This window comes from Actinokineospora enzanensis DSM 44649 (genome assembly GCF_000374445.1).
GTDB classification, from domain to species: Bacteria; Actinomycetota; Actinomycetes; order Mycobacteriales; family Pseudonocardiaceae; genus Actinokineospora; species Actinokineospora enzanensis.
In genome coordinates this window covers 150,113-165,398 of the sequence record NZ_KB894408.1, presented here as the reverse complement: position 1 = coordinate 165,398, position 15,286 = coordinate 150,113, and the positions used below count along the sequence as shown (strand labels likewise).

General features: G+C 71.6%; 12 protein-coding genes. 9 read left to right on the top strand and 3 right to left on the bottom strand.

Translation table 11 applies throughout. From position 1 onward, the window contains the following. Nucleotides 1-106: 106 nt before the first annotated feature. Complete coding sequence (locus C503_RS38875) at nucleotides 107-823, top strand: DoxX family protein (RefSeq protein ID WP_018682127.1); 717 nt, start codon at nucleotides 107-109, stop codon at nucleotides 821-823. 78 nt (nucleotides 824-901) lie between these two features. Here the strand turns inward: C503_RS38875 and ilvD are convergent, their stop codons facing one another. After that, complete coding sequence (gene ilvD, locus C503_RS0110330; RefSeq protein WP_018682126.1) at nucleotides 902-2,746, bottom strand: dihydroxy-acid dehydratase; 1,845 nt, start codon at nucleotides 2,744-2,746, stop codon at nucleotides 902-904. A gap of 108 nt (nucleotides 2,747-2,854) precedes the next feature. Next, a complete protein-coding gene (locus tag C503_RS44030; protein ID WP_018682125.1) occupies nucleotides 2,855-3,424 on the bottom strand; it encodes a PH domain-containing protein in 570 nt (189 codons plus the stop codon). Between the two features lie 396 nt (nucleotides 3,425-3,820). Here C503_RS44030 and C503_RS0110320 point away from each other — a divergent pair, with 396 nt between their 5' ends. The 3 genes from C503_RS0110320 to ilvC all read left to right on the top strand — a co-directional run bounded on the left by C503_RS0110320 (nucleotide 3,821) and on the right by ilvC (nucleotide 7,284). Continuing rightward, entirely contained in the window at nucleotides 3,821-5,671 is a 1,851-nt protein-coding gene (locus C503_RS0110320; protein ID WP_033400455.1) for an acetolactate synthase large subunit, read from the top strand. 30 nt (nucleotides 5,672-5,701) lie between these two features. After that, nucleotides 5,702-6,208 carry an acetolactate synthase small subunit gene (gene ilvN, locus C503_RS0110315; RefSeq protein ID WP_018682123.1) on the top strand — a complete coding sequence of 169 codons (507 nt, stop codon included), beginning with the start codon at nucleotides 5,702-5,704 and terminating at the stop codon, nucleotides 6,206-6,208. Between the two features lie 62 nt (nucleotides 6,209-6,270). Next, nucleotides 6,271-7,284, top strand: coding sequence for a ketol-acid reductoisomerase (gene ilvC, locus C503_RS0110310; RefSeq protein WP_018682122.1), 1,014 nt, complete (start codon nucleotides 6,271-6,273; stop codon nucleotides 7,282-7,284). A 472-nt stretch (nucleotides 7,285-7,756) separates the two neighbouring features. Here the strand turns inward: ilvC and C503_RS0110305 are convergent, their stop codons facing one another. Further along, nucleotides 7,757-8,470 carry a hypothetical protein gene (locus tag C503_RS0110305; protein WP_018682121.1) on the bottom strand — a complete coding sequence of 238 codons (714 nt, stop codon included), beginning with the start codon at nucleotides 8,468-8,470 and terminating at the stop codon, nucleotides 7,757-7,759. 125 nt (nucleotides 8,471-8,595) lie between these two features. On the opposite strand from C503_RS0110305, the gene C503_RS0110300 reads away from it, so the two are divergent. From C503_RS0110300 to cimA, 5 genes are all read left to right on the top strand, one after another. Further along, on the top strand, nucleotides 8,596-8,871 hold the full coding sequence (locus tag C503_RS0110300; RefSeq protein ID WP_018682120.1) for a DUF397 domain-containing protein: 276 nt from the start codon (nucleotides 8,596-8,598) through the stop codon (nucleotides 8,869-8,871). 1,178 nt (nucleotides 8,872-10,049) lie between these two features. Next, nucleotides 10,050-10,274 carry a hypothetical protein gene (locus C503_RS38870; protein ID WP_018682119.1) on the top strand — a complete coding sequence of 75 codons (225 nt, stop codon included), beginning with the start codon at nucleotides 10,050-10,052 and terminating at the stop codon, nucleotides 10,272-10,274. Between the two features lie 122 nt (nucleotides 10,275-10,396). Continuing rightward, complete coding sequence (gene serA, locus C503_RS0110290) at nucleotides 10,397-11,992, top strand: phosphoglycerate dehydrogenase (RefSeq protein ID WP_018682118.1); 1,596 nt, start codon at nucleotides 10,397-10,399, stop codon at nucleotides 11,990-11,992. Between the two features lie 219 nt (nucleotides 11,993-12,211). Then, entirely contained in the window at nucleotides 12,212-13,249 is a 1,038-nt protein-coding gene (locus C503_RS0110285; RefSeq protein ID WP_018682117.1) for a 3-isopropylmalate dehydrogenase, read from the top strand. Nucleotides 13,250-13,611: 362 nt separating this feature from the next. Continuing rightward, on the top strand, nucleotides 13,612-15,276 hold the full coding sequence (cimA, locus tag C503_RS0110275) for a citramalate synthase (RefSeq protein WP_018682116.1): 1,665 nt from the start codon (nucleotides 13,612-13,614) through the stop codon (nucleotides 15,274-15,276). Nucleotides 15,277-15,286: the final 10 nt, after the last annotated feature.

Below are 15,286 nucleotides of genomic sequence, written 5' to 3'. Positions count from 1 at the left end.
GGAATGTCGCGGGACGACCACCATGGCCTCGCGAAACACGGCCGGGTCCGTCGACGAGACCGGCCTGTTATCGGTGGGGGGTTGACCTATCGCCTAGGGTGCGGGCGTGAGTACCGAAGACGACCGCCCACGGCAGAGTGGCGGATACGCGGACAGCGGCTATTTCACGCCGTCGGAGAGCAAGTATCCGACGACACCCGGCCACGACGACAGTGGCTACGGCACCGGTCCCACGGCGGCCCTGCCGCGCCCGGGGACAGGCGACAGCGACCTCGGTGACGGCGAGAGCACGCCCAGCTACGGTCGCCGGGAGGAGGTGGTGGAACCCGCGCCGCACACCTGGCACCTCGGGGCCGATCTCGGGCTGTTCGTGCTGCGCGTCGTGGTGGGCGCGTTGTTCGTCGGGCACGGCCTGCAGAAGGTGTTCGGCATCATGCAGGGCCCCGGTATCGACAACTTCGCCAAGCAGCTCACCGAGCTGGGCTTCCACCAGGCCACCGCGCTGTCCTGGGTCACCGGCGTCACCGAGCTCGCCGCGGGCGGGCTGCTGGTGGTCGGCCTGTTCACCCCGGCCGCGGCCGCGGGCATCCTGGGCGTGATGGCGAACGCCATCTGGGTGCGGGTGAACGTCAACGAGTTCGCGGGCGCGGTGGAGCTGGAGGCCGTGTACGCGGCGGTGGCGTTCACGCTGCTGTTCGCGGGCGCGGGCCGCATCTCGCTGGACCGCAACACGCCCTGGTTCCGGCGGGCGCCCGCGTTCGGGTTCATCTTCCTGATCGTCGCCGCCGGTCTGTCCGTGGTGACCCTGGTGGCCCTGCGCTAGCCGGGCCGCGTACGAACAAGCGCACGAACAAGAGGCCCGCGTCCACACCGGACGCGGGCCTCTCGGCTGTTCAGGTGCTTACCGGGACGGGTCGCGGACCGCGCCGGTGGACGCGTCGGTGGCCATCCGGGCGTAGGCGCGCAGCGCGGCGGTCACCGGGCGGACCCGGTCGACCGGCTGCCACGGCCGTTCGCTCGCCTCCATCTTCGCCCGCCGCTCGGCCAGCACAGCCGGGTCGACCAGCAGCTCCAGCGTCCGGTCCGGCACGTCGATGCGGATCTGGTCGCCGTCCTGGACCAGGCCGATGGTGCCGCCGCCCGCCGCCTCCGGGGAGACGTGCCCGACCGACAGGCCGGAGGTGCCGCCGGAGAAGCGGCCATCGGTGATCAGCGCGCACTTCTTGCCCAGGCCCGCGCCCTTGAGGAACGCGGTGGGGTGCAGCATCTCCTGCATGCCCGGCCCGCCCGCCGGGCCCTCGTAGCGGACCACCAGCACCTCGCCCGCCTGGATCTGCTTGCCCAGGATGACCGACACGGCCTGTTCCTGGCTCTCCACCACCCGCGCCGGGCCCTGGAAGACGAACAGGTCCTCGTCGATGCCCGCGGACTTGATGACCGCGCCGGACTCGGCCAGGTTGCCGTGCAGCACGGCCAGGCCGCCGTCGGCGGTGTAGGCGTGCGCGACGTCGTGCACGCAGCCGCCTGCCGCGTCGGTGTCCAGCGAGGACCAGCGGTTCTCGGTGGAGAACGCCTTCGTGGTGCGCACCCCGCCGGGCGCGGCGTGGAACAGCTCGACCGCCGCCGGGGTCGGGTTCGCGCCGCGGATGTCCCAGTCGGACAGCCACTGCTCCAGCGACGGGCTGTGCACCGAGCGCACGTCCGTCCGCAGCAGCCCGCCGCGCCACAGCTCGCCCAGGATGGCCGGGATGCCGCCCGCCCGGTGCACGTCCTCCATGTGGTAGTCGGAGTTCGGCGACACCTTGGCCAGGCACGGCACCCGCCGGGAGATGGCGTCGATGTCGGCGAGGGTGAAGTCGACCTCGCCCTCGCGCGCGGCGGCGAGGATGTGCAGCACGGTGTTGGTGGACCCGCCCATGGCCATGTCCAGCGCCATCGCGTTCTCGAACGCGGCGCGGTTGGCGATCGAGCGGGGCAGCGCGGTCTCGTCGTCCTCGCCGTACCAGCGCTTGCACAGCTCCACGACCGTGGTGCCCGCGCGGGTGAACAGGTCGCGGCGTGCGGCGTGCGTGGCCAGCGTGGAGCCGTTGCCCGGCAGGGCCAGGCCGAGCGCCTCGGTGAGGCAGTTCATCGAGTTCGCGGTGAACATGCCGGAGCAGGACCCGCAGGTGGGGCAGGCCGAGCGTTCCACCTCGGCGAGCGCGCCCTCGTCAACCGAGCTGTTCGCCGAGGCGGAGATGGTGGTGATCAGGTCGCTGGACGGGTGCGCGACGCCGCCGACCACGACCGCCTTGCCCGCCTCCATCGGTCCACCCGAGACGAACACCACCGGGATGTTGACCCGCATGGCCGCGTTCAGCATGCCGGGGGTGATCTTGTCGCAGTTGGAGATGCACACCAGCGCGTCCGCCTGGTGCGCGTTGACCATGTACTCCACCGCGTCGGCGATGATCTCCCGCGACGGCAGCGAGTACAGCATGCCGCTGTGCCCCATGGCGATGCCGTCGTCGACCGCGATGGTGTGGAACTCCCGGGGCACGCCGCCCGCCGCGCGCACCGCGTCGGCCACGATGTCGCCGAGGTCGCGCAGGTGCACGTGGCCGGGCACGAACTGGGTGTAGGAGTTGGCGATCGCCACGATGGGCTTGCCGAAGTCGCTGTCGGTCATGCCGGTGGCCCGCCACAGTGAGCGGGCGCCTGCGGCGTTGCGGCCGTGGGTGGTGGTGCGGGAGCGCAGCGCTGGCACGGCTCCTCCAAAGTCGATCTCGGGCTGGCGCGGCGGAACCGCGCGATGGGGTGGTGCTGGACCACGCCGTGGGTGGACGTGGCCGGGCGGGGAGCGGTGCCCCCCAGGCTACTCCGGTGTCGACCGCGCCCGTGCCGCGTCCCGGGCGTCCGGGTCGGACTCCGTGCCGGACTCGGGGGTGGGCTCGGCGTCGGACGGCACGCCGGGTGTCGGCTCGGCTGCCGTGGCGGCTGTGTCGGATGTCTCGGTGGCGACCGGCTCGTCGTCGTCGGCGGTCTCCGGCGCGACCGTCGGATCGGCCAGCCTGCCGCCGCTGACCAAGGACAGCGCGGGCAGGTGCCGGGTACGCACCGAGGGCAGCGGCACCTCGCGGTCGTCGGTCAGCACGGCCCGCACCTGCCCCTTGGGGGACAGCCGGAACCCCTTGAGCGACGCCCACGGCAGTGCCCGCGACCCGACCACGCCGCGCACGGTCAGCCCGTCCGCGGTCGCGGTGGTGCGCACGCGTAACACCCAGACGACCGCCGCGATGGGAATGAGGTAGATCGCGACCAGGCCCGGCGCGCCGAAGGCGACCGGCGTGGCGCAGATCGCGAACAGCAGCGCGGCGAGCACCGCCACGGTGGGGACGCGGAACACCAACCGGGCCGGGATCTGCGGTTCTGGCTGCTCGGACACCCCTAGATGGTGCACCCACCGGCCTCGCCGCCCGCGTCCGGGGCCGGGTGTGGCGTCCACCATCCGGGACCGTCGTCCCGCAGAGTTGACGCTCTACCCCGAACGCACTAGCGTCTGACGCGTGCCCGTCCACTCCATTCTCGTACTTCCGCCGCGCGTTCGACGCTGACGGAAGCTAGCTCCCACTCCGCGTCGAACGCGCGACCCTCGTGCGACCACTGTCGGTCGACGGGGGTTTTTTCGTGTCCAGGCCCGTATTCGCACGACCGACACTCCGACTTCCGACCGACCCGACTTCCGACCGACCTGACCTCCGACCGACCCGGACCGGGCCGACCGATCCCCCACCCGCCACGCCACCAGCCGAGAACACCAAGACCCACGAGGCAGAATCCGATGACCAGCGCAACATCGCGGCCCACCCCGGCCGCAGCGAACCCTGGGACGGCATCTGCGGCCGCCACCGCGCAGCCTGCCCGCCCCAAGCCCGCACCGCCCACCGGCACCCCCGTCCGGGTGACCGGGGCGCAGTCGCTCGTGCGGTCGCTTGAGGCCGTCGGGGTGGAGATCGTCTTCGGTATTCCCGGCGGGACCATCCTGCCCGCCTACGACCCGCTGCTGGACTCCACCAAGGTCCGGCACGTGCTGGTGCGGCACGAGCAGGGCGCGGGCCACGCGGCCACCGGCTACGCGCAGGCCACCGGCAAGGTCGGGGTGTGCATGGCCACCTCGGGGCCGGGCGCGACGAACCTGGTCACCCCGCTGGCGGACGCCAACATGGACTCGGTGCCGGTGGTGGCCATCACCGGCCAGCAGACCCGCGGCCTGATCGGCACCGACGCCTTCCAGGAGGCGGACATCTGCGGCATCACGCTGCCGATCACCAAGCACAACTTCCTGGTCACCGACCCGATCGACATCCCGCGCACGATCGCCGAGGCCTTCCACCTGGCGCGCACCGGCCGACCCGGCCCGGTCCTGGTGGACATCCCCAAGGACGTGCTGCAGGAGACCACCTCGTTCACCTGGCCGCCGGAGCTGCGGCTGCCCGGCTACCGGCCGACCACCCGCCCGCACGGCAAGCAGGTGCGCGAGGCGGCCAAGCTGATCTGCGCGGCCAAGCGCCCGGTGCTCTACGTCGGCGGCGGCGTGGTCAAGGCCGACGCGGCCGCCGAGCTGCGCGAGCTGGCCGACCTGACCGGCATCCCGGTGGTCACCACGCTGATGGCGCGCGGCGCGTTCCCCGACTCGCACCGCCAGCACCTGGGCATGCCCGGCATGCACGGCACCGTGCCCGCGGTGGCCTCGATGCAGCGCGCCGACCTGCTGGTGGCGCTGGGCGCCCGGTTCGACGACCGGGTCACCGGCGTGCTGGACAGCTTCGCCCCGGAGGCCGCGATCGTGCACGCGGACATCGACCCGGCGGAGATCTCCAAGAACCGGCGCGCGGACGTGCCGATCGTGGGCGACTGCAAGGAGATCCTGGTCGAGCTGCTGGCCGCGGTGAAGGCGGAGCGCGCGCACGGCTCGGCCGACCTCGCCGAGTGGTGGGCGATGCTCGACAAGCTGCGGCAGACCTACCCGCTGGGCTACGAGTGGCCAGAGGACGGCACGCTGTCCCCGCAGTACGTCATCGAGCGCATCGGCCGCATCGCCGGACCCGAGGCCGTCTACACCGCGGGCGTCGGCCAGCACCAGATGTGGGCCGCGCAGCACGTCCGCTACGAGAACCCGCGCACCTGGATCAACTCCGGCGGCCTCGGCACGATGGGCTTCGCGGTGCCCGCCGCGATGGGCGCCAAGTTCGGCAGGCCGGACACCGTGGTGTGGGCGATCGACGGCGACGGCTGCTTCCAGATGACCAACCAGGAGCTGGCCACCTGCGCCATCGAGGGCGCCCCGATCAAGGTCGCGGTCATCAACAACGGCAACCTGGGCATGGTCCGCCAGTGGCAGAACCTGTTCTACAGCGAGCGCTACTCGCAGACCGACCTCGGCACGCACAAGCACCGCATCCCCGACTTCACCCTGCTGGCCGAGGCGCTGGGCTGCGCGGGCCTGCGCTGCGAGACCAAGGAGGAGGTCGACTCGGTGATCCACCGGGCGATGGCCATCAACGACCGCCCGGTCGTGGTGGACTTCGTGGTCGGCAAGGACGCCCAGGTGTGGCCGATGGTCGCCGCGGGCACCGGCAACGACGAGATCATGGCCGTCCGCGGCATCCGCCCGCTGTTCGACGAGGACTGACCCGGCGCGCGGGCAGAAGAGGAAAAACCCATGACTATCCACACCCTGAGCGTGCTGGTGGAGAACAAGCCGGGCGTGCTGGCCCGGGTCGCCGGGCTGTTCTCCCGGCGCGGGTTCAACATCGAGTCGCTGGCCGTCGGCCCCACCGAGCACCCGGACGTGTCCAGGATGACCATCGTGGTCGCCGTCGAGGACCTGCCGCTGGAGCAGGTCACCAAGCAGCTCAACAAGCTCATCAACGTCATCAAGATCGTGGAGCTGGAGCCCGCCGCGGCCGTGCAGCGCGAACTGCTGCTGGTCAAGGTGCGCGCCGACGCCACGGTGCGCAGCCAGGTCCTGGAGACGGTGCAGCTGTTCCGGGCCAAGGTGGTCGACGTCTCCCCGGAGGCGCTGACCATCGAGGCCACCGGCACCGCCGACAAGATCGAGGCGCTGCTGCGCATGCTGGAGCCCTACGGGGTGCGCGAGATGGTGCAGTCCGGCATGGTCGCCATCGGCCGGGGCCCGCGGTCGATCACCGCGACCGCCGTCCGCTGACCGGTTCGGCCATCCGTCCGGTTTCCGCCACAGAGTTTCCACTGAAAGGTAGACACAACAGCATGTCCGTCGAGATCTTCTACGACGCCGACGCCGACCTGGGCATCATCCAGGGGCGCAAGGTGGCGGTCATCGGCTACGGCAGCCAGGGCCACGCGCACGCGCTCAGCCTCCGCGACTCCGGTGTGGACGTCCGCATCGGACTGCCCGAGGGCTCCAAGTCCCGCGCCAAGGCCGAGGAGCAGGGCCTGCGCGTGCTCACCCCGGCCGAGGCGGCCGCCGAGGCCGACCTGATCATGATCCTGGCGCCGGACACCAAGCAGCGCTTCATCTACGCCGAGGACATCGAGCCCAACCTCAAGGACGGGGACGCGATCTTCTTCGGGCACGGGTTCAACATCCGCTACGACCTGATCAAGCCGCCCGCGAACGTGGACGTGGCGATGGTCGCGCCGAAGGGGCCGGGGCACCTGGTGCGGCGGCAGTTCGTGGACGGCAAGGGCGTGCCCGCGCTCATCGCCGTGCACCAGGACGCGACCGGCGGGGCGCAGGCGCTCGCACTCTCCTACGCGGTGGCGATCGGTGCCGGGCGGGCCGGGGTCATCAAGACGACCTTCACCGAGGAGACCGAGACCGACCTGTTCGGGGAGCAGGCGGTGCTCTGCGGCGGTGCCTCGGCGCTGGTGCAGGCCGGGTTCGAGGTGCTGACCGAGGCCGGGTACGCGCCGGAGATCGCGTACTTCGAGGTGCTGCACGAGCTGAAGCTGATCGTGGACCTGATGTACGAGGGCGGGATTTCCCGGCAGCGTTACTCGATCTCGGACACTGCCGAGTACGGGGATCTCACCCGAGGGCCGCGGGTGATCACGCCTGCGGTGAAGGCCGCGATGAAGGAGATCCTGGGGGAGATCCAGGATGGGACGTTTGCTCGGGAGTGGGTGGCCGAGGACGAGAGTGGGCGGGGGCGGTACCGGCAGCTGCAGGAGGAGGGGGCTCGGCATCCGATCGAGGAGACCGGGGCCAAGCTGCGTGGGTTGATGTCGTGGATTGATCGGCCGATCACCGAGACTGCTTGAGTTTTTTCTTCGGAGGGGCCTGCCCGTTTGGGTGGGCCCCTTCTTTTGTGGGGGGTTTCGGCTGGCCTTCGGCCTGCGCCTGGATCTTGATGGGCCCCCTCTCTTCGTTGACGGCCTGCGGTTTCGTGGTGGGTTGGGACTATTTGTGGCGGCGGTTTCCAGCGGGGGATGTTGGTTGTGCACAGAGGTCTGTCGGGTGGGGGTGTGTGGGGTCGCCTGGGCGGGTGATTCGTGTCTTTGTTTGTTCTGGAAAGAGGTCGGGTGGATACGCCCCCGCCCACCCGGGGGCGGGCCCACTAAATGAGACCGTACGCGACCTTGAACCTTGTCAATACCCCTGAGCGGGGGGCTGTGGATGAATCGGCGGGGATGTGGACAACTTGTGGGAGGGTGCCGGGGGACGGGAACAGCGGTTTTGTCGGGATCGGCGCGGGTGGGCTGCTAGCGTGGCTGCGGGGAAGGGGGCGGGGTGTCAGAAATCCGGGTCGGTGCGCAGGGTGATCAGCAGGGCGGGGGCCAGTTCCGGGGCGTGCGAGTAGCCGGGGAAGCCGCCCCAGGTGAGGGAGTGGCGGAGGTACTCGACGAGGGTGGTGGTCGGGTTGCCCGCGACGCCGTGCAGGGGTGGGTCGGCTATCGGGGCGGGCAGGGCTATGTCGTGGGTGCCGCCTGCCAGGTTGGCCTTCGACAGTTCGTCGGGGGACAGGGCGAAGCGGAAGCCGGGGCCGGGGTTGTCGGCGCGGTCCTCGTGCAGGGTGTAGGCGTTGGCCAGGCACAGCGGGTCCGGGTACTGGGGGCCGGGCGGGTCGCCGTGCGGGATGGGTTCCAGGTGGTAGGTGAGCAGGAGGGCCTCGCAGTCACCGGCGAACCAGACGTGGCCCACGTGGCGCAGGCAGGCGTCCAGGGCGTACGGGAGCGGGCCGAGGGTGCCGGTCAGCGTGTCGACCAGGGCGTGGTCGCCGTCGGTGGGCGGCTGGTGGGCGTCCAGGAGCCGGTCGGAGCTGGTCCAGCCCAGGTCGGGCAGGGCGGCGGCGATGCGCGCGACGTTCTGGCCGACGCGCAGCATCGTCTCGTCGGCGACGGCGGTGACGTCCTCGGCGAGGTCGTCCGGGATGGGGCCGAGCGCGCGCAGCTCCGCCCACACCGCTTCCCGCTCGCCCCGCAGGTAGCGGGCGAAATACGAGGTCACGGACGCGCACGTTACTCAGCGCGATCGAGTGGCGGGCGCAGCGACACGGTGCGTGCCGCGCGCGCGGGTCGCTGCGGTATACCTGGTCCCCGGCATTATCCCGGCAGCCCCAGCGAGGAGACGTGATGGAGAGCGCCCCCATCTACGACGACAAGGCGGAGGTCCGCGGCAAGCTGGACCTGAGTAAGGCCGAGTGGCAGCGCGCCGCCGAGCCGGACGCCGACCCCGACGGCGAGTACGTGGAGATCGCGTTCGTCCCGCACTCCGACGGCAAGACCTATATCGCCATGCGCAACTCGAAGTTCACCGGGCCCGAGGACACCGTGCTGGTGTTCACCGAGACCGAGTGGGACGCGTTCGTCGAGGGCGCCAAGGCGGGGGAGTTCGACGAGCCGTGGTGACCGGACCCGGCGAGGACCCCGCGGGACCGGGCAGCCCAGCCCGGCCCGCGTGGACCGAGCCGGACGCCGACCGGGCGGGCCGGGTATCCGGGTCGCTCCCGGCGGCACAGGTCTGGATCCCCCCGGAGGAGATGGGTACCCGGGCCGTCCCACCGCCGAGACCGGTGGCCGGTGCGCCCCTGCGGTCCCCGGACAGATCCCCGGACAGATCCCCGGACGGTCCCGCACCGGAGTCGGCGCTCGCCGAGTCGGCCCCCACTTCCGCGATCGGCCAACCGAACCGCACGGTCGCGATCCGTCCGCCCGGCCGGAACGTGCCGGGACACCTGCCCGGCACGCCGCGACCGACCGGTCCGGAGAACATCCAGCGACCGGTTCCCGGCCCGCTCGCACAACCGGTGTCGCAGACCGGACCGCTCCCCGCGCCCACGGGGACCGGTCCCACCGCACCGGCGCGGCACCCGGATCCCGCGCAGCCGCCGTCCATGTCGGGGATGGTGCCGGTGTTGCCGGTTCGGCCGGGAGATCCCGGTAGAATCGGACGAACACCTGCGGATCCCCGTGGTTCGGGCGGTATGCCGCCCCGACAATCCCTGCCCGCGCATGGTGGACCGGCGATGCCGCACCACGGCGGAGGACCGATGCCGCCGCACACCGGCGCGAACCCGGTGCCACAACCCGATCGGTGGGGTCCGGGGCAGACGTCCGGGCCTGCCACGCGCGGTGGAGTGAATCCGCACGCGGCCGGGCAGGTTTCCCAGCCGCCGTCTCGCACCGGCATGAATCCTGTTTTGCCGCTTGGTGCGGTGTCGCAGCCGGGTGGTGGCCCCGGGCAGGTGTCCCAGCCGCCGTCCCGGACCGGCATGAATGCCGTTCCACCACCCGATTCGGTATCGCGGCCGCTCGATCGGTCCGGTCCTGGCGCGGGTGCGGCGTTCGCGGGTGGCGGGGTGAGCAGGCCGCCCTCGCCGGCGGGACAGCTCTCCCAGCCGCCTTCCCGCACGGGAATGAACCCCGTCGCACCGCCGCCGGGCGCGGTGCGGGGGCCGGGGCGGATGCCCGAGCCGCCGTCGCGCGGAGGCATGAACCCGGTCGCGCCGCCGTCGCGTCCCGGGATGAATCCGGTGCCGCCGCCGAATCGTGGTGGTGTGCCCGTGGGGCCTCGACCGTCCATTCCGATGGTGCCGGTGCCGGAGGTCGCGTTCGGGCCCGGTGGTTTCGGGCCTGCCGGGTCCGGTGGATACACCATCGGCACCACCCCGGTCCCGGCGCGGTCGGATGTCGAGGAACCGCCGTTGGCCAAGGAGCAGGAGAAACGGCGGCCCGCGTACCTGGTGGAGGGTGACGACGACGAGATGTTCGGCAACGCGGAGTTCACCTCGCCGCCGGTGATCGGTGAGTGACGTTCGGCATGTCACCTGTCTCACCCTGCGGTGGAACGGTTCAGTGACCGGCTTAGACTCGGCTCGGGTTACAGCGTCGTAACCACCTCCCTCCCATGCCCTTAAAGCCCAGGAGTCGCCGCGTGACTACTACGAGCCGTCCCGTCGTCCTCATCGCCGAGAAGCTCGCGCCGTCCGTGCTGGACGTCTTCGGTGACGAGTTCGAGGTCCGCCACGTCGACGGCACCGACCGGCCCGCCCTGCTCGCCGCCGTCGCCGGGGCCGACGCGCTGCTTGTGCGGTCGGCGACCCAGGTCGATGCCGAGGTGCTCAAGGCCACCGACACGCTCAAGGTGGTCGCGCGCGCGGGTGTCGGCCTCGACAACGTGGACGTGCCTGCCGCCACCGAGCGCGGTGTGCTGGTCGTGAACGCGCCGACGTCCAACATCGTGTCGGCCGCCGAGCACGCCGTGGCGCTGCTGTTGGCCACCGCGCGCCAGATCCCCGCCGCGCACGCCACGCTGCAGGAGGGGCAGTGGAAGCGCAGCGCGTTCTCCGGGGTGGAGGTGCTCGGCAAGACCGTCGGCGTGGTCGGCATGGGCAAGATCGGGCAGCTGTTCGCCCAGCGCCTGGCCGCGTTCGGCACCACGCTGATCGCCTACGACCCGTACGCCTCCGCCGCGCGCGCCGCGCAGCTGGGCATCGAGCTGGTGGAGCTGGACGAGCTGCTGGCCCGCGCCGACTTCATCTCCGTGCACCTGCCCAAGACGCCGGAGACCAAGGGCCTGATCGACGCCGCCGCGCTGGCCAGGACCAAGAAGGGCGTCATCATCGTCAACGCCGCCCGCGGTGGCCTCATCGACGAGGACGCGCTGGCCGAGGCGGTGCGCTCCGGCCAGGTCGGCGGCGCTGGCGTGGACGTGTACAGCAAGGAGCCGACCACCGACAGCGTGCTGTTCGGCGTGCCCGGCATCGTGGTGACCCCGCACCTGGGCGCCTCCACCGCCGAGGCGCAGGACCGGGCGGGCACCGACGTGGCGCACTCGGTGCGGCTGGCGCTGCGCGGCGACTTCGTGCCGGACGCGGTCAACGTGGCCGGTGGCGTGGTCGGCGAGGAGGTGCGCCCGTACCTGTCGCTGACCCAGAAGCTGGGCACCGTGCTGTCCGCGCTGGGCGGCAAGGCGCCGACGTCGATCACCGTGCAGGTCCGCGGCGAACTGTCCACTGAGGACGTCTCGATCCTGCCGCTGGCCGCGCTGCGCGGGGTGTTCGCGGGCATCGTCGAGGACCAGGTGACCTTCGTCAACGCGCCGCGGCTGGCCGAGACGCTGGGCGTCACGGTCGAGGTCGCCAAGGAGAGCGAGAGCCTCAACCACCGCAGCGTGGTCACCCTGCGCGGCGTCTACCCGGACGGCGCGGCGGTCACCGTCAGCGGCACCCTGTCCGGCCTCGGCCAGGTGGAGAAGCTGGTGGAGGTGCACGGGCGCTCGTTCGACCTGCGCGCCGAGGGCGACGTCGTGCTGCTGGAGTACCCGGAGCGGCCGGGCGTGATGGGCACCGTCGGCACCCTGCTCGGCGAGGCCGGGGTCAACATCGACGCCGCCCAGATCAGCCAGACCAGCGCGGGCACCGACGCGGTCATGCTGCTGCGGGTGGACCGCGCGGTGGACGCCTCGGTGCTGGAGTCCATCGGCGCGTCGATCGGCGCCACCCTGGTGCGGTCGGTCGACTTCGCCTGATCCGGTCCACGGGCTGGGACGCAAGTCGAAACGGCGAACGGTGCCCGGATCGGTTGGCGAACAACCGATCCGGGCACCGTTCGTGTCCCCCGCGGCCGGATGTGACCGGAAAACTCCACCCGGAGGGGTGGCGAGATGCGGCGAACGGACCGCATGCCGGTAGCCTTCCCTCGACTAGCAGGCCCTGTCAGTTCGGGCCGATACCCGGGAGGTGTGTGCATGCGGCTCGCGGTGATCCCAGGTGACGGGATCGGGCCGGAAGTGATCGCCGAGGCGCTGAAGGTGCTCGGTGAGGTCGTTCCGACCGCGGAGATCACCCGATACGACCTCGGCGCGGCGCGCTGGCACGCGACGGGGGAGCTCCTGCCGGAGTCCGTGCTCGCGGAGCTGCGCGAACACGACGCCATCCTGCTCGGCGCGGTTGGCGATCCGTCGGTGCCCAGCGGCATCCTGGAGCGCGGGCTGCTGCTGCGGCTGCGCTTCGAGCTCGACCACCACGTGAACCTGCGCCCGGCGCGGCTCTACCCGGGCGTGAAGAGCCCGATCGCGGACCCGGGCGAGATCGACATGATCGTGGTCCGGGAGGGCACCGAGGGGCTCTACGCAGGCAACGGCGGTCTGTTGCGAAAGGACACTCCGCACGAGATCGCCACGGAGGTCAGCGTCAACACCTCCTTCGGCGTGGAGCGGGTGGTGCGGGACGCGTTCACCCGCGCGTCGGCGCGCCCGCGCAAGCACCTCACGCTCGTCCACAAGACGAACGTCCTCACCCACGCGGGCTCGTTGTGGTCGCGTGTGGTCGAGGAGGTGTCCCTGCAGCACCCGGACGTGACCGTGGCCTACCAGCACGTGGACGCCACGACCATCCACATGGTCACCGACCCGGCCCGGTTCGACGTGATCGTCACCGACAACCTGTTCGGCGACATCCTCACCGACCTGGCGGCGGCGGTCACCGGCGGCATCGGGCTGGCGGCCAGCGGCAACCTGGACATCACCAAGCGCAACCCGAGCATGTTCGAGCCGGTGCACGGCAGCGCGCCGGACATCGCGGGCCAGGGCATCGCCGACCCGACGGCCGCGGTGCTGTCGGTGGCGCTGCTGCTCGACCACCTCGGCGAGGTGGAGGCGGCGCGGCGGATCGAGGCCTCGGTGGCCTTCGACCTCGCCACCCGCGACCACGGTTCGCCGGGCGGCACGTTCGCCATCGGCGACCGGCTCGCCGCGCTGGTGTCCTCGAACGCCAAGACCGCCTGACCACCAGGCGTTTCGCACCGACGGCCGCCCCGCGAACCGGGGCGGCCGTCGGCGTTCACCGCCGATAACGCCACCCACATGGTGGGAGTCGCGGTCCGTGGAGTGGACCCGGCCGCGCGCGGTGTGCCAGTATCGCGGCATGGCCGCCTCCGTCGTGATCATTATCGACGAGCGCGCTGGGTAGCTTCGACCGAAGCCCAGCGCGCAGACCTCTCGCACCCGCGGGGGGTCTTTTTGTTTTCCGGCGCCGCTTCCCACGCCACCGCCCTACCCGTGCAGTGCCTATCCACCGCCCTACCCGTGCAGTGCCTATCCACCCACCCGCCCTACCGCAGACTTGACCCCTCCCAAGGAGCAGACCCGTGACTCGCACCAGTCCGGCAGGCACCCCCCTCGGCGACACGTTCCACGTGTACGACACGACCCTGCGCGACGGCGCGCAGCGCGAGGGCGTCTCCTACTCGGTCGCCGACAAGCTCGCCGTGGCGCGCCTGCTGGACGGCCTGGGTGTCGGGTTCATCGAGGGCGGCTGGCCGGGCGCGCTGCCCAAGGACACCGAGTTCTTCGCCCGCGCGGCGGCGGGTGAGCTGGAACTGCGGCACGCGGCCCTGGTCGCGTTCGGCTCCACCCGGCGCGCGGGCAGCACGGCGGCCCAGGACCCGCAGGTCCGCGCGCTGCTGGACGCGCAGGCGCCGGTGGTGACGCTGGTGGCCAAGTCCGACCGCAGGCACATCGAGCGCGCGCTGCGCACCGACGTCGCCGAGGCCGTGGAGATGGTGCGCGACACGGTCGGCTTCCTGGTCGGGGAGGGGCGCCGGGTGTTCCTCGACGCCGAGCACTTCTTCGACGGCTACGCCTTCGACCCCGACTGCTCGCTGCGGGTGCTCACCGCGGCGGCGGAGGCGGGCGCGGACGTGGTCGTGCTCTGCGACACCAACGGCGGCCAGCTGCCGCTCGGCCTGGCGGACACCGTCCGCGAGGTCATCGCCCGCACCGGCTTCCGGGTGGGCATCCACTGCCAGGACGACACGTCCTGCGCGGTGGCCAACAGTGTCGCGGCTGTGCAGGCGGGCGCGAGCCACGTCCAGTGCACCGCGAACGGTTACGGGGAGCGGGCCGGTAACGCCGACCTGTTCGCCGTGATCGGCAATCTCGTGACCAAGCTCGGCCTCCAGGTGCTGCCCACCGGCACGCCTGCCGAGCTCACCCGGGTCTCCCATGCCCTTGCCGAACTCGCCAACATCGCACCCGACACCCACCAGGCCTATGTCGGGTCGTCGGCCTTCGCCCACAAGGCGGGCCTGCACGCGAGCGCGATCAAGGTGGACCCGGAGCTGTACAACCACATCGATCCGGCCACCGTCGGCAACGACATGCGGGTGCTGGTCACCGAGATGGCCGGCCGGGCCAGCCTGGAGCTCAAGGGACACGAGCTCGGGGTCGACCTGGCCGGCAAGCCAGAAGCCGTCACCAACGCACTGCGCAAGGTGAAGGAGTTGGAGGCGCGCGGCTGGTCGTTCGAGGCCGCGGACGCCTCGTTCGAGCTGCTGCTGCGCGGCGAGATCGCGGGCCTGGACCCGGCCGCGACCGACCCGGTGGTGCCGTTCGAGCTGGAGTCGTACCGGGTCATCCTGGACCACCGCCAGGACGGCGCGGTGGTGTCCGAGGCGACGGTGAAGGTGCGCGTCGACGGGCAGCGCGTCATCGCGACCGCGGAGGGCAACGGCCCGGTGCACGCGCTCGACGCCGCGCTGCGCCGCGCGCTGCTGCCGCACCTGCCGTGGCTGGACGAGGTCGAGCTGACCGACTACAAGGTCCGCATCCTGACCTCGGGCGGGGCGGGCTCGCGCACGGTGGAGCACGGCACCGACGCGGTGACGCGGGTGCTCGTGCAGTCCACCGACCGGGAACGTGAATGGACCACGGTGGGTGTGCACGGCAACATCGTCGAGGCCAGCTGGCTGGCCCTGTGCGACGCGCTGGCGCACAAGGCCATGCGTGTCGGCCAGGTCACCGCGAGTCGTTAGGCTGGTGCCC